This window comes from Streptomyces sp. NPDC015242 (assembly GCF_043079125.1).
Classification (GTDB): Bacteria; Actinomycetota; Actinomycetes; order Streptomycetales; family Streptomycetaceae; genus Streptomyces.
Genome location: NZ_JBIBUF010000009.1, coordinates 276,592 through 289,808, shown reverse-complemented (window position 1 = coordinate 289,808; position 13,217 = coordinate 276,592). Strand labels below are relative to the sequence as shown.

The window sequence follows — 13,217 nt, the reverse complement described above, 5'->3', positions numbered from 1 at the left end:
GTCAGTGCGCCGCGGGGGCGTCGTACGTGAGGGTGAAGCGGGCGGGCCTGCCCGGCAGCCAGCGGTCCTCCAGCTTGGTGAAGGTGCCCTCCTCGGCGGGGCGGTCCATGCGGTACAGCGAGAGCAGTCCGGTGCGGCAGCCGACGAGCAGATGGGGCCGGCCGTCGCCGTCGCGCACGATGCTCAGCGCCTTGGGGTAGTCCGGCAGGTCCTCCATGAAGCCGACGAACTCGTCGTCCTCGTACCGGTAGGCGGCGATCTGCATGCCGTAGGAGCTGACGCAGACCAGGCCGTCGGCGACCGTGGCGTTCTCGGCGGTGTTGGACAGCAGTTCCCGCCAGCCGCGGGTGACGCCCTCGCCGACGGCGATCTCCTTCAGGCCGCCGTCGCCGACGACGTAGAGGTGGCCGTCCTGGGCCCACATGCGCTTGGGGTACTCGCCCTGGTCCAGGCGCCACTGCGGCTTGTCCGGGTCGTCGCCGAAGACGGCGACGACCCCGTTGCGGGTGGCCAGGACACGCTCGCCGCCCGGGAGGTACGTGGCCGCCCACACCGGGAGTCCGTCGACGCCGAGGGTGGTCAGCACCTCGCCGGTGGCGGTGTCGAGTTCGACGGCGCCCGCGTTGCTCGCGACCAGGGCGCGGGTGCCGTCGGGTGAGGCGGCGACGGTGTGGAGCAGCGCCTCGGGCAGCCGCCGGTCCCACAGGATCTCGCCACCGCGCCGGGCGCGCAGCACGTGCCGGTCGCGGGTGACGGCGAGCCAGCCGCCCTCCACGGGGGCGACCCGGCGGGTGAAGCCGAGTCCGGTCTCGTGGTCCTCGGTGATGTGCAGCGTCGGTCCGCTCGCCGTACGGCGAACCTGCGCGACGGCCACGCCGGAGTCGGTGGCGCAGTACAGGACGGCCGGGTCCTCCCGGGAGGGCTGGATGTCCCAGACGGCCTGCCGCCGGAAGCCCATCGCGCGCACGAAGGTGCCGTCCTCGGTGAGCCGGGTGATCTCGCCGTCCTGGCACAGGACGAACACGTCCCCCGAGGAACTCACGGTGATGTCGCTGAGCTGATGGGAGAAACCGCTGACCACGCGCTGCACGCGCAACTCCGGGGTGCTGTTGTCGAAGACGTGCAGTTCGCCGTCGAATCCGCCGGAGTAGGCCTTGCCGAAGTCGGGCGAGAACGCGACGAACTCGACGTCGTCGCGCGCGAAAAGGTATTCGCCCTGTTTCTCGCCGTCGAGCGAGACGACGACCACGCCGTTGGCGACATCGGCGTTCTCGCCCTCGCCGAAGTCCTGGGTGCACCAGAATCGGTCGTGCCGGCCGTCATAGCGGACCCGGTGGATATTGCCGTCGTCCAGTTTCACGTGGTCGGGGAATTCCAGGTCGGTGAAGCTGCCGAACCGGAGGTTGCCCTCCTTGTCGGACACGGCGTGCCGCGTGGGGTGTTCGGTGCAGGCCCACTCCATGGGACTGCCGCCGCAGATGTTGGGGCGGATCTCCAGCACGTCGAAGGTGTGCAGATCGAGCACGAGCATCTGATGGTGGTAACCGCTGGTGACGAAGACCCGGCCGTCCCAGACGCCGATGCCGCGGGAGCTCACCGGCGACGGCTCCTCGCCCTCCAGCAGCCCCGCCCGGTCGCCCATGGCCACCGGATCGAGGCGGTTGACCAGGTCGAGCGTGTCGAGCGACCAGCGCAGTACGGCCCCCATGCGGTCCTTGCCGATGACCCAGCCGTCGGCGACGGTGAGCCCGTACAGCGGCCGCCCCGCCCGGACCCGCGGAGACGAACGGACCACGTCGAACGCGTCGTCCAGCAGGTGCACGCGGCCGAAGGAGTCCGAGACGAGCAGCCCTTCACCCTCGACATGGAGGATGCGCATGGCGCGGTCTGTCAGCTTCACGACGGATTTCCACATTCCTCGTGTGAGTTTTCCCTGCCGGACCGGCAGCCCGGCCGGCCGCGATGTCTCACCACCGACCGGGCGCCACAATTCGCGGACTCGGCCCGCGAAGGAGTCAGTGCGTCACTTGTTGGTACGCACGTTGCGGCGGATCGGCTTCTTCATGGAAAAGCACCCCCTTCCGGGTCTCCGGCGACTCCGTTCGGACATCAATCAAAAGAACTCCCCCCGGAGGCCATCAAGAAGGCATCGAGGTGATTCACGTCACAGCCTTCATCCCGTCAGTTCACATGTGCCGGCGAGGAGTTGAGCACGTCCGCACGCGTGATGGAATGCGAAGGGATCTGGCCGAAACGCATCGCCTCCGGCTCGGGCTCCGGGATTAAAGTAAACGATCTCGAAGGCTCAGCGAGCCGGGTCCGATCAGGCAGTGAGGGTGGTACGTGTCCCTGGAGATCCCCGACCAGTTGTGGAAGACGGCGACGAGCACCATCGGCCTGATCGCCGTGCGCCACGACGACGGTGTCAACGTGATGTCCGCCGAGTGGTCCTACTTCGTCAACAAGGACCCGCTGTACGCGGCCGTGGTGCTCAGCCCCCGGGCACGCAGCCGTGAACTGATCCCCGAACGGGGCGAGTTCGCCCTCACCCTGTGCGCCGAGGAGCAGGCGGAGCTCGCGGACTTCGCCGGCAGCTTCTCGTTGGGCGACCTCGACAAGACCAGCTCCGAACTGATCGAGTTCGGCGCTCCGCAGGCCACCGGCACCCCCTGGGTCAAGGGCGGCCTGGTCGCCCTGGAGTGCGTGCTGCGCGAGACCGTGCCGTTCCCCGTGCACACCATGTTCGTCGCCGAGGTCGTCGCCGCGCACCTTCCCGAGACCGCCGGCCGGCCGCTGGTGAAGCACGGCCCGATGCACGCGCTCGGCGAGCCCGTGCGGCGCACCGCTGTCGTGGCCGCCGCTCAGATCCTGCCCGGCGGCACCCTGCGGGTGGCGGCCACCGGACCGGCGGCACCGGGCGCCGACCTGTGGCGGGTCAGTCTGGTGGGCACCGACGGCACCCGGGTGGACCTGGGCGAACACCCCTCGGCCGAGTACGGCGACTTCCTGGTCGACCTGCCGCTTCCCCGGGACGTTCCGCCCCTGGCCGGGGCGCGGGTCATGGTGGAGCGCGAGGGTGCCAAGCCGGGCTTCGCGCGCCTGGCCGGGGGGAGCGCGCGGCCGTGAGCGGCGGCGCGGGCACGGACCTGCCGTCCGCGCCGCTGCGGCTGGCCGTCGTGCAGGCCGAGGCGACACCGGGGGACGTCGCGCACAACGCCCGCCGGGCGGCCGGGCTGGCCGCCGGGGCCGCCGGTCTCGGCGCGCGGGTGGTGGTCCTGCCCGAACTCCACCTGTGCGGCTACGACCTGCCGTCCCTCGCCGCGGCGCCCGCCGGCTGCGAGGTGGCCGCCGACGAGTCCGGGTTCGTCACGGACGGACGGCTGGAGCCGCTGGCCGAGACGGCCGCCCGCACCGGCACGCTGATCCTGACGGGTGCCGCGGTCCGCCGGCCCGACGGACGCCTCGCGAACTCGGTCGTCGCCGCCGAGCCGTCCGGCGCCCTGTCCGCCGTGTACGACAAGCAGCACCTGTGGCACGCGGACGAGGCCCGGCTGTTCACGGCCGGGGAACGAGGCGCGGCGCTGGAGGCCGACGGCTGGCGGCTGGGCCTCGCGGTCTGTTACGACATGTCGTTCCCCGAGCACGCCAGGGCGGCCGCGCTGTCCGGCGCGCACGCCTACCTGTGCCTGGGCGCCTTCGCCTCCGGCAACGAGCACCGCGCCTGCGTCTACCTCGCGGCCCGGGCCCTGGAGAACACGGTCTACAGCGTGTTCGCCAACCCGGTCGGCGGACCGGCCGCCCGCCCGACGCGCGGCGGAAGCGTCGTCTACGCACCCGACGGCACCCTGCTGGCCGGCGCGGGCACGGACGAGGAGCGCACGATCGTGGCGGACCTGGACCCGCGGCGCATGGCCGAGGTGCGCGGCTTCCTGCGCATGCTGGACGAGCAGCGCTCCCGGTCCGGCCGCACGGCGACCGCCCCCGCGTGAGGGCTGCGCGCCTCCCGGGGGGTGGGGCCCGGCCACTCCCTCAAGGCTGCGCGGCCCCGGGGTGTGGGGGTAGCCGGGGCCGGGCACGACCGCCCCTCGGCCGTTCCGGTCGTCCCGCGGGGCGGCACCGCCCGATCGGCCGCCGGTAAGGGAACGGTAAAGCGCCTCCGGTCGTTCACCCGGCATGACAGCTATGACCCCCGGCTCGAACATCCCCCTGTCCGCCGCCCGCGTGACGGTGGACGTCGCCGCCCCGGTGCGGCTCGACGTATCGGGCCTGCTGCTCACCGCCGACGGCAAGGTGCGCTCCGACGACGACTTCATCTTCTACAACCAGCCGTCGGGCCCGGGCGTGACCTACCGCTCGGGCGGCGGCACCGCACCCGACGCGATCGTGGTCGACACCGCGGCCCTGCCCCCGGGCATCGAGAAGATCGTCGTCACGGCGAGCCCGGACGCCGCGGGCCAGACCTTCCAGGGCATCGAACCGACGGCCACGATCCGCAACGCGGACGACAGCTCCGTGCTGGCCACCTTCACACCCCCGCAGCTCGGCAGCGAGACGGCCCTGGTGATCGTGGAGATCTACCAGCGCAACGGCCAGTGGAAGGCCCGCGCGGTCGGCCAGGGATACGCCAACGGCCTCGCGGGCATCGCCACGGACTTCGGCGTGACGGTGGAGGAACCGGCTGCCGCCGCCCCGGCCCAGCCGGTGGCCCCGCCGCCCGCCGCGGTGCAGCCGCCGGCCCCGCCGGTCAGCGCGCCCGCCGCTCCCCCGGCCGCTCCGGCCACGCCCCCGCCGCCCGCCCCGGGCGCCGGGAAGATCAACCTCGACAAGGGCCGCGTCAGCCTCCAGAAGAACCAGACCGTCTCCCTGATCAAGGGCGGCCGCCCCCTTCTCTCCCAGGTCAAGATGGGTCTCGGCTGGGAGCCGGCGTACCGCGGCAAGGACATCGACCTGGACGCCTCGGTCATCGCGTACGGACCTCAGCGCAACCACGTCGACAGCTGCTACTTCGGCAAGCTGCAGATCGTCGGCGGCGCGATCCGGCACTCCGGTGACAACCTCACGGGCGAGGGCGGCGGTGACGACGAGGTCATCACGGTCGACCTCGGCCGCCTTCCCCAGGACGTCACCGGCCTGGTCTTCACGGTCAACTCCTTCTCGGGCCAGAAGTTCACGGAGGTGGCCAAGGCGTACTGCCGCCTCCTGGACGGTACGACCGGCGAGGAGCTGGTCCGCTTCGACCTCACCAGCGCGGAGCCGCAGACCGGCGTGATGATGGCCAAGCTGATCCGCCAGTTCTCCGGCGAGTGGGAGATGACGGCGATGGGCGACTTCGTGAAGTCCCGCACGGTGAGGGGCATGGTGAAGCCCGCGGCACAAGCCCTGTAAGGCTCCGCACCCGACGAGGCCCGACGCCGGAGACGCCCCCTGCCCGGGGGCGTCCGTCGCCCTCACCGGCCGAAGGATCACCGGCCCCAGGACCACGGCCGGACCTCCGGAGCGATGCCTCGCCTCAATGCCCCACCGCAACGCCCCGCCTCAAAGCCCCCGCGGCCGCAGCCCCTCCGTCAGCAGCCCGAGGTACCGCCGGATGTGCCGGCCCTCCCCGTCCGCCAGTTCCGAGGCCGTCGCCACGCCGTGGGCCAGCCTCAGGACATCCGTCGGGTCCACGTCCCGCCGCAGCGTGCCCTCCTCCTGCGCCGCCCGGACCAGCCGTCCCGCCGCGCTCCTCACCGCGTCCCCGCAAGCCGTGGCCACCGCCGAGTCGCCCTCGGTGACGGCCGGCCCGAGGAGCGCCTTCAGACCGCGCATGCGGATCATCCCGGCGCCGAGTTCGCCGAGCCACTCCCGCAGCGCCTCGCCCGGCGGCAGTTCGGCCGCGAGCGCGTCGGCACGCGCCGCGAGGGCCTGGATCCGGTCGAGGTACGCGGCCTCCAGCAGGGCGTGCCGCGTCGGGAAGTGCCGGTACAGCGTCCCGGAGCCGACTCCGGCCCGCCTCGCGATGTCGTCGAGCGACGCTCCCTCCCCGTGCTCGGCGAACGCCTCCGCGGCCACCTTCAGCAGCCGCTCGTGGTTACGCCGGGCGTCCGCCCGCATGGGCCTGGCCTGCGCCACGCGACCCCTCCTCACAGAACCGGGGACTCTCCCCGCACCCTACCGAGACCACGCGCCCGCACGGCCCGGGCCGCTGGGCGGCGGCTCGTGCTCAGGCCGACTCGCGCACCACGAGCTCGGGTGTCACCCACGCCTCCGCGCCCCGCAGCGGCTCCTCGCCCGCACGCAGCCGTGCCACCTGCTCCACGGCCAGCCGGCCGAGCTGCCGCTTGTCGATGTGCAGGGTGGTCAGGGCCGGTTCCACCAGCTCGCCCAGGGAGAGCCCGTCGAAGCCCAGCACGGCCAGCTCGTCCGGGACCCGGCGACCGTGGCGCCGTGCGGTGCGCATCGCGCCCACGGCGATCATGTCGTTGAAGCCGAAGACGGCCGTGACGTCGGGCCGCGCCCGCAGCAGCCGCTCCATGCCGGCCTCACCGCCCGTCACGCTGTGTTCCGGGCAGACGACGACCCAGTCGGCGTCGACCGGCAGACCGAGCCGCCGCGCCTGCTCCAGGAACGCCTCCCGGCGGGGGCCGGGGCCGTGCTCACCGTCCAGCATGCCGATCCTGCGGTGTCCCCGGCCGTACAGGTGATGCATGCCCTGCTCGACGCCGGCCGCGGCGTCGATGCCGACGGCCGCGAACCGGGTCTGCTGCGGGCCGCGCTCCAGCAGGACCAGCGGGACGCCGCCGAGGTGCCGGACGAGCACGTCGTCGGGGTCCTCGAAGTAGCCCACGACGGCGTCCGTCTGGTGGGAGAGCACGTCGAGCGCCTGCCGCTCCCGGGCCCTGTCGATCCGCGCGTCCCACACGACCACCTGCCAGCCGCGCTGCTCGGCGGCCTCCAGCACGCCCGCGGCGACCTCGGGGAAGAAGGGGTTGCGCAGGTCCGGGATGACCAGGCCGGCCGTGACCGCGCCCTTGCGGACGAGCCCGCGGGCGAACCGGCTCGGCCGGTAGTCCAGGAGCCGCGCCGCCTCGAGGACCCGCTCCTTGGTGGCCGGGTCGATCTCACCCTTGTCGTTGACCGCCCGGGAGACCGTCTGGCGTGACACCCCGGCCAGGCGCGCGACGTCGTGGATCGTGGCCCGGCGCCGCGTACCGCCGGGCCGTTCGGCTCCCGGCTCCGCGCGCTGATCGTCCGTCCACACGACCAGCACTGTATCCGGCACCGGCCGCGGCCCGGCGCGGCGGACGGACGGGTATGCGGTCCGGCGGTACCGGGTGTCCGGTACCGGGTGTCCGGCACCCGGCGGGCGGGCCCCGGGGCGCCTCAGTCGCCGAGCTCGGTGAACAGGGTCAGCTGGAGGGCGCCCGGGGCTTCGAGCCGGGAGTTCAGGGAGTTCCAGGGGGTGCGGGTCGGCTCGGCGACGACCTCGGCCCCGGCCTCGGCGAGCCTGGCCGTGGTGGCGGCCGAGTCGTCCACCTGGAAGGCGACCCGGATGTGCCCGGCCACCCGGCGCCCCACCTCGACCTCGTCGATGAACGCGGCGTGGTTCGGGTCGGTCAGTTCCAGGGTGGCCCGTCCGGCCTCCAGGATGGTGACCCGCCCGCCCTCGGAGGCGAAGGCGGCCCGCTCGGGCAGCCCGAGCACGTCCCGGTAGAAGCGCAGCGCGGCCTCGTAGTCGTCGGCGGTCACGACCAGGCGCAGTTCCCGCACGGCTGGTTCGTCGGACATGGCGGCTCCTCGGTGGATCGGGCGACGCGACACGTGCTCGGACACCTGACAACCCGTCGGCCGGCCGGTTGATTCCCGGCCGGCGAGGTTGCCGTCGGCACGCCGGGCACGCGGACATCGTGCGGGAACTGCTTGCGGACGGCGCCCGTCTAGAACAGCGCGCTGTACGCGTTCAGCGCCGGCTGCCCGCCCAGGTGGGCGTAGAGGACCGTGGAGTCGCGGCCGATCTCGCCCCGGGAGACCAGGTCGATCATCCCGGCCATCGACTTGCCCTCGTAGACGGGGTCGGTGACCATCCCCTCCGTTCGGGCCGCGAGGCGCATCGCGTCCAGGGTGGTCTCGTCGGGGACGCCGTACGTGCCCGCGTGGTACCGCTCGTCGAGCTCGACGTCGTCCTCGGTCAACTCCCGCTTCCCTCCGATCAGTTGCCCGGTGTTGCGGGCGATGCGGGCGATCTGGTTCCGGGTGGCGGCCGGTTTCGCGGAGGCGTCGACGCCGAGCACGCGGCGGGGGCGCCCGCCCGCCTCCTCCAGTGCGGCGAACCCGGCGACCATGCCGGCCTGGGTCGACCCGGTCACCGAGCACACCACGACGGTGTCGAAGAAGACGCCCAGCTCCCGCTCCTGCCGGGCCACTTCGTGCGCCCAGGCGGCGAAGCCGAGCCCGCCGAGCGGATGGTCGGAGGCGCCGGCGGGGATGGCGTACGGCTTCCCGCCCGACTCCTCAACCTCCCTGAGGGCCTGCTCCCAGCTCTCCTTGAACCCGATCCCGAACCCGGCCCTCACCAGCCGGACGTCGGCCCCGGCGAGACGGCTGATCAGGATGTTGCCCACCTTGTCGTAGACGGCGTCGGGCCAGTCCACCCAGCTCTCCTGCACCAGGACGCACTTCAGCCCGGCCCGGGCGGCGACGGCGGCGACCTGGCGGGTGTGGTTGGACTGCACCCCGCCGATCGACACGAGCGTGTCGCAGCCCTGGGCGAGCGCGTCGGCGACCAGGTACTCCAGCTTGCGGGTCTTGTTGCCGCCGTAGGCGATGCCGGAGTTGCAGTCCTCCCGCTTCGCCCACAGGGAGGCGCCGCCGAGGTGCGCGGTCAGGCGCTCCAGGGGGTGGACCGGCGAGGGCCCGAAGAGCAGCGGGTAACGGGCGTACGAGGACAGGGACACGGTTCCTCCCGGGTGGGTGTGGGTCCGCCTCAGTCGGCGAGCTCTTCCAGGCCCCGCCAGATCTCCGCGGTGACGCGGACCGCCTCGGCCGTGTCACCGGCCGCGCAGGCGTCGATGAGCCGCTCGTGCAGTCCGGCCGAGCGGCAGCTGCCGCCCTCGCCGAAGCGCCGGCGCTCCAGACGGCGGATGAGGGGGGTGTAGCGGGCGACGGTCGCGGCGGCGGCCCGGTTGCCGCTGACCCGGACGAGGACGTCGTGCAGGTCGTCGTCGGCGCGCAGGGCCGCGTCCACGTCCCCGGCGCGCACGGCCGCGGCGAACCGCTCGTTGGCGGCGCGCATCACGGCGAGGTCGGCGCCGGCCAGCCGGGGCACGGCGACGCGGGTCACCAGTTCGTGCAGGGCGCCGACCACGGCGGCGGCGTCCCTGACGTCGGCGGCCACGAGCGGGGTCACGCGCGTGTAGCTCTGCGGCTTGCTCTCCAGCAGCCCCTCGTCGACGAGCCGGGAGAACGCCTCCCGGACCGGCGCCCGGGACAGCCCGAGCCGCTCCGCGAGGTCGGCGTCGCGCACCACCGCGCCGGGTTCGAGCTCCCCGGCCACGATGGCGTCCCGGATGGCCGCGTAGGCCCGGTCCCTGAGCAGGGTCCGGGGCACGGGCCGGATGGCTTCCATGAATTGAAATGTTAGATGTCAGTTCAGGCTTCAACAAGAGGTGCGGAGAAGGCCGTGGCCCGCGCTCCCCACGCGGTGCGGGCCACGGCGCTCAGGCCGCCCAGGGCCAGTCGGCGTCCCGGGAGGCCTCGATCAGCGGCACCATCCGGAAGGCCGCGTCCGACAGGCCGCCGAAGGTGTGCCGGTTCCCGGTGCCCGACGGGCCGTGGCCCGCCCGGTACCCGGCGAGGTTCCAGGTGTAGACCGGCACGCCGGCCGGGATCTGTTCGGTCGGGTCGCCCGCGTGGTGGTGCGTGTACTGCTCGTCGGTGACGATCAGCACCCGGTCGTGGCCGGCGTAGTGCCGGCGCACGGCCTCGGTGGTGTCGGTGCCGCCGAGGCTGTGGAAGCGGTCGAGGATCCGGAGTACGGACTCGCCCGTGCGGAAGGCCACGCGCTCGCTGGTCGTGCCGAACTCGACCAGGTCCGCGCGCTCCGCCCGCAGCGCGAGCGCCGTACCGAAGATCGCCGCCGCGTCGGCCCGGTCGAGCTCGGAGCGGTCGGACAGCCGCGACCAGAACATCGAGCCCGAGCGGTCCACGAGCACCAGCGTCCGGCCGGAGAGCGCGGGCACGTTGGCCAGCGAGTGGCTGAGCGCCCGCTCCAGCGCGTAGGACCAGCGCAGCGAAGGGGCGTGCCGGTGGGCGGCGAGGTAGCGGAAGGGGAACTGCCGCGAACGCGCGACCTCCGCCGGGTCGCTGATCCGCGCGGCGACCCGCTCGGCCACCTCGTCGGACACCCCGGCCTCGTCGAAGTTGCGCAGGTTGCGCACGAGCGCCATGGTGCCCATGGACGGGATCACGGCCTCCCAGGCCGCCTTGTCCATCGGGCCCTGCAGCCAGCCGGCCAGCGCCTCCCACGTCATCCCGGCCTCGGCCAGCCGCTCGGCGCCGCCCTCGGCGGTCACGAGCGCGCGCCGCTCCTCGACGGGCAGCGCCATGAGCGCGCGGTGCGCGGTGAGCGTGCGGCTGGCGGCGGGCGGCACGGCGGTGTCCGGGTGGTGCCGCCGGTCGAGCGCGTACCGGAACAGCTCGCCCTGCCACGGCTTGTCCGGGTCCGGTGCCGCGTGCACGAGGTTGAGGACGTCGCCGAAGCGGTAGCCCTTGGAGGCGGTGTCGTACTTCAGCAGCGCCTTGCCGTGGTACAGGCGGCGTACGGCGTCGGCGATGCCGCGCTTGACCGGCTTGGGCACGGCGCGGCCGTACGTCGTGGTCCAGTAGGCGAGCAGTTCTCCGGGCTCGTCGGGGCGCTGGAGCACGGAGTCGACGACCTGCCGGTTCGGCGGGCCGCCGGTCGCCCCGGCGGCCAGGCGGGCCTCGACGTACTCGGCGGCACCGACCAGGGAGGCGGTGCGCAGGTTGCCCGCGCCGCGCAGCCAGCCGAGCAGTCCGGCCGTCCACTCCGGGTCGGTGACGGCGAGTTCGCGGACGAGCCCGCGGAACCGGTCGTCGCGGTCGGCGCCGGTCTCGTAGAAGGTCTGCTGGGTCACGAAGTGGGAGACGGCGAGCAGGAAGAGCTCGGAGCGGGCGTCCCGCTCCCGGCCCCGGCCGCCCTCGTAGGTGCGCAGCACACGCCCCGTGGACGTCACCCGCGAGACGGGACGGGCCCGCGCCGCCTTGCCGTTGAATCGCGCCATGGTGAATTCCCCCGAATTCTTTCCGTGTTCGAGGGAGTCGCGACAGAAAAAGGTGGGTGCCCGAGGTCAGAAGTCGGCGACGGACCAATTCAGATGCTCTGCCCATTGAGCTACGGCGGCCCGAAAGCCGCCGACGGGACTTGAACCCGCAACCGTCCGATCCCAGGAAGTAACCGTTGCCTTCGCACCGGGCACCCACACCATGCCGCGCCTCCCGAGATCAAGTCGGCGGCGGCGTCGGATTCTTTGAGAGAGAGGAGTAGCCGCCGCCATCGCACCGGGAAGTGCGTGACGTTGTGATCTCACTGTAGGAGGCGCCGAGCCGGACCTGCGAGCGAATTAATTCCTCTTCTGCCGCTTCCAGGGACCGGTGATGGCGAGCAGGATGCCGGGCGTCTGGATGCTCGCGAAAAGGGTCCGCCCGTCGGGCGAGAAGGTGACTCCCGCGAACTCGCTGTACTCGGGCTCCTCGGCGGTGCCGATGTTCAGCTCGCCTCAACCACCCTGCTGCGACCGCGCCTTGAAGGCGGCCTTTCGCGCTTCCTTCGCCACCTTCTTGTCCGGGTGCAGCCGCCCCATCGCCTCCAGCACGTCGGCGGTCGCGGGATGGTCGACCCGCCACACCGCCGCGAAGAACCCGCTGTGCTGCTGGGCGAGCCCCTCGACCAGGGCCCCCAGCTCCTCGGAGTTCCCCTCCGCGGCGAGCTGCGCGGCCACCGTGTCGATGGTCAGCCAGTACACCATCTCCTCGGACGGCGCGGGCACGTCCGCCGCCCCGTGCTCGGTCAGCCACACCCGGGCGAGCCCGCCCAGCTCGGCGTCGTCGAGGACCTCGCGCAACGCCGGCTCGGCGGAGGCGCCCACCAGCGACAGGGCCTGCTGGCAGCGCAGCCGCCGCAGCGGCGCCCCGGTGTCGGAGCCCCGCGCAGCCGCCAGCAGCTCCCGTGCCGCCGCGAGCGATTCGCGCCGCTGGAGCCACTGCTCGGTCTCGGCCTGGGCCGCGGCCGGCGGGAACGCCGCCGTGCCGTCGAGCAGCGCGTCGGCCCCCTTGTCCGCCAGGTCACCGACGGCCGGCGCCTCGAACCCGGCCTCCAGCAGCCGCGCGCGCATCCCGTACAGGCCGAGCGGGGTGAGCCGGACCATGCCGTAGCGGGAGACGTCGGTCTCGTCGACGGGCGCCGCGGGCTCCTCGTCGGCGTCGGCCATGAGCGCCTCGTCGACGGGCTGGTACTCCACCAGGCCCACCGGCTCCAGCATCCGGAACTGGTCGTCCAGGCGCATCATCGCGTCGGAGACCTGCTCCAGGACGTCGTTGGTGGGCTCGCCCATGTCGCTGGGCACGATCACCGAGGCGGCCAGCGCGGGCAGCGGCACCGGGGCCCCGCCGGGCGCGTCCTCGCCGGCGGTCAGCAGGTAGAGGTTGCCGAGCACGCCGTCCAGGAACTCGGCCTCGGCCTCCGGATCCCAGTCGAGTCCGGAGAGGTCGACCTCGCCGTCCTGGTCCAGCAGGCCGTCGAGGTCGGGCACGCTCGCGTCGGCGAGCACGGTCTCCAGGGCCGTGAGCCACACGGCGAGCACGTCGTGCGGCGAGCCGCCGGTGAGCAGCGCGAGGTCCTCGCCCGCGCGGACGGTGCCCTCCTCCTCGTCGGCGATCTCGACGAGTCCGGCGTCCACCGCGACCCGCCAGGCCTCACTCGCGTCGGCGGCGGCGTCGTCCCCGCTCAGCCCGAGCGCCTCGGCGGCCGCGGGCAGCTGTTCGTCGACCAGGCCTCCCCCCGCGTCGACGCGGGTGTCCGGCCCGGCCCAGCGGGCGAGCCGGGCGGCCCGGGACAGCAACGGTGTGGACAGCGCGTCGCGCGCCAGCTCCGCTTCGCTGTGCAGCCGCACCGGCGGCAGGGGGGAGCTGTCTGACATCGGCTGTTTCTCCTAGCGCGCCTC

The 13,217-nt window shown here is 73.2% G+C and carries 11 protein-coding genes and 1 pseudogene; 3 read left to right on the top strand and 9 right to left on the bottom strand.

The genetic code is table 11. From position 1 onward, the window contains the following. Position 1 precedes the first annotated feature (1 nt). The gene (locus ACF07N_RS29375) at positions 2-1,900 is read right to left on the bottom strand and encodes a WD40 repeat domain-containing protein (RefSeq protein WP_383346792.1); all 1,899 of its coding nucleotides are present in this window, start codon (positions 1,898-1,900) and stop codon (positions 2-4) included. A 443-nt stretch (positions 1,901-2,343) separates the two neighbouring features. Here ACF07N_RS29375 and ACF07N_RS29370 point away from each other — a divergent pair, with 443 nt between their 5' ends. From ACF07N_RS29370 to ACF07N_RS29360, 3 genes are all read left to right on the top strand, one after another. Beyond that, positions 2,344-3,126: a flavin reductase family protein gene (locus ACF07N_RS29370; RefSeq protein WP_392118536.1), complete on the top strand. Its 783-nt coding sequence runs from the start codon at positions 2,344-2,346 to the stop codon at positions 3,124-3,126. Beyond that, a complete protein-coding gene (locus tag ACF07N_RS29365; RefSeq protein ID WP_392118533.1) occupies positions 3,123-3,989 on the top strand; it encodes a carbon-nitrogen hydrolase family protein in 867 nt (288 codons plus the stop codon). Before ACF07N_RS29370 ends, ACF07N_RS29365 begins: the two co-directional genes overlap by 4 nt. Positions 3,990-4,182: 193 nt before the next feature. After that, on the top strand, positions 4,183-5,385 hold the full coding sequence (locus tag ACF07N_RS29360; RefSeq protein ID WP_392118795.1) for a TerD family protein: 1,203 nt from the start codon (positions 4,183-4,185) through the stop codon (positions 5,383-5,385). 150 nt (positions 5,386-5,535) lie between these two features. Here ACF07N_RS29360 and ACF07N_RS29355 read toward each other — a convergent pair whose 3' ends face one another. The 8 genes and pseudogenes from ACF07N_RS29355 to ACF07N_RS29320 all read right to left on the bottom strand — a co-directional run bounded on the left by ACF07N_RS29355 (position 5,536) and on the right by ACF07N_RS29320 (position 13,193). Further along, entirely contained in the window at positions 5,536-6,111 is a 576-nt protein-coding gene (locus tag ACF07N_RS29355; protein WP_392118530.1) for a TetR/AcrR family transcriptional regulator, read from the bottom strand. 91 nt (positions 6,112-6,202) lie between these two features. Further along, positions 6,203-7,240: a LacI family DNA-binding transcriptional regulator gene (locus ACF07N_RS29350; protein WP_383583356.1), complete on the bottom strand. Its 1,038-nt coding sequence runs from the start codon at positions 7,238-7,240 to the stop codon at positions 6,203-6,205. A gap of 122 nt (positions 7,241-7,362) precedes the next feature. Next, complete coding sequence (locus ACF07N_RS29345) at positions 7,363-7,767, bottom strand: VOC family protein (protein WP_383331906.1); 405 nt, start codon at positions 7,765-7,767, stop codon at positions 7,363-7,365. Positions 7,768-7,916: 149 nt separating this feature from the next. Continuing rightward, complete coding sequence (locus ACF07N_RS29340; protein ID WP_392118527.1) at positions 7,917-8,933, bottom strand: 1-aminocyclopropane-1-carboxylate deaminase; 1,017 nt, start codon at positions 8,931-8,933, stop codon at positions 7,917-7,919. Between the two features lie 29 nt (positions 8,934-8,962). Beyond that, positions 8,963-9,604, bottom strand: a complete 642-nt coding sequence (locus ACF07N_RS29335; protein WP_392118524.1) for a GntR family transcriptional regulator — start codon at positions 9,602-9,604, stop codon at positions 8,963-8,965. Between the two features lie 91 nt (positions 9,605-9,695). After that, complete coding sequence (locus tag ACF07N_RS29330) at positions 9,696-11,279, bottom strand: TROVE domain-containing protein (protein ID WP_392118521.1); 1,584 nt, start codon at positions 11,277-11,279, stop codon at positions 9,696-9,698. A 339-nt stretch (positions 11,280-11,618) separates the two neighbouring features. Next, positions 11,619-11,771: pseudogene (locus ACF07N_RS29325) on the bottom strand (alkaline phosphatase PhoX); the annotation flags it as partial. A 3-nt stretch (positions 11,772-11,774) separates the two neighbouring features. Further along, positions 11,775-13,193, bottom strand: a complete 1,419-nt coding sequence (locus ACF07N_RS29320) for a hypothetical protein (RefSeq protein ID WP_392118518.1) — start codon at positions 13,191-13,193, stop codon at positions 11,775-11,777. Positions 13,194-13,217 lie beyond the last annotated feature (24 nt).